The sequence below is a fragment of the Amycolatopsis sp. SID8362 genome (assembly GCF_010550475.1).
GTDB classification, from domain to species: Bacteria; Actinomycetota; Actinomycetes; order Mycobacteriales; family Pseudonocardiaceae; genus Amycolatopsis; species Amycolatopsis eburnea.
In genome coordinates, this window is record NZ_JAAGNB010001756.1 from 1 (window position 1) to 1,386 (window position 1,386).

1 protein-coding gene is annotated in these 1,386 nt (G+C 74.7%); it reads left to right on the forward strand.

Features of this window, described 5'->3' with window-relative positions; all coding sequences use genetic code 11:
* Positions 1-1,386: type I polyketide synthase (locus G3I65_RS53360; protein ID WP_160703911.1), on the forward strand; the 1,386-nt coding region annotated here is incomplete at both ends.

Genomic DNA, 1,386 nt, shown 5'->3' on the forward strand with positions numbered 1-1,386 from the left:
ACCAGCGGCAGCGCGGGCAGCGTCGCGTCCGGCCGGGTGTCCTATGTGCTCGGTCTGGAAGGTCCGGCGGTCACGGTGGACACGGCGTGCTCGTCGTCGCTCGTGTCCCTGCACCTCGCCGCGCAGGCACTGCGGTCGGGGGAGTGCGACCTCGCCCTCGCCGGCGGTGTCACGGTGATGGCGACACCGTCGACGTTCATCGAGTTCTCCCGCCAGCGCGGCCTGTCCGCGGACGGCCGCTGCCGCTCCTTCGGCGACGGCGCGGACGGCACCGGCTGGGCCGAAGGCGCCGGGATGCTGCTGCTGGAACGGCTTTCCGACGCCGAGCGGAACGGGCACCGGATCCTGGCCGTGGTCAAGGGCTCCGCGGTCAACTCCGACGGCGCGTCCAACGGCCTCACCGCGCCGAACGGCCCGTCGCAGCAACGCGTCATCCGCGCCGCGCTCGCCGACGCCGGTCTGTCCACTTCGGACGTCGACGCGGTGGACGGGCACGGCACCGGGACCCCGCTGGGCGACCCGATCGAGGCGCAGGCGCTCATCGCGACCTACGGCCAGGACCGGGAAACCCCGCTGCTGCTGGGCTCGGTGAAGTCCAACATCGGGCACACGCAAGCCGCCGCGGGCGTCGCGAGCGTGCTCAAGATGGTCCTCGCGATGCGGCACGGCGTGCTGCCGCGGACCCTGCACGCGGACCCGCCGTCGTCGCGCATCGACTGGGCGGACGGTGGTGTCGTGCTGCTCGGCGAAGCGACCGAGTGGCCCGAGCGCGGGCGGCCGCGCCGGGCGGCGGTCTCGTCGTTCGGGATCAGCGGCACCAACGCCCACGTCGTCCTCGAACAGTCACCGGCCACTTCGGACACTCCCGCGGTGCCCGCGCCCGCCGTGGTGCCGTGGCCGCTGTCGGCCAAGTCCGAGACCGCGTTGCACGCACAGGCGGCGGCCCTGGCCGCGTTCGCCGATCAGCCCCTCGACGTCGGGCACACCCTGGCCGGCCGGTCGCGGTTCGCGCACCGGGCCGTGGTGCTCGCCACCGACCCGGCCTCCACCCGGGACGCACTGACGCTCGACCACCCGGCCGCCATCACCGGCGCCGCGGTGCCCGGGAAGACCGCGTTCCTCTTCAGCGGCCAGGGCGGCCAGCGCGCCGGCATGGGCCGCGAACTGGCGCGGCGGTTCCCGGTGTTCGCCGAGGCGTACGACGCCGTCCTCGCGGAGTTCGGGCCCGAGGTCGTGGCCGCCGTGCGCGGGGACGACCAGGAACGCTTGGACCGCACGGAGTTCGCGCAACCGGCGTTGTTCGCCCTGCAGGTCGCGCTGCTGCGGCTGGCCGGGTCGTGGGGGATGGCGCCCGACGCCGTCGCCGGGCATTCGATCGGCGAGATC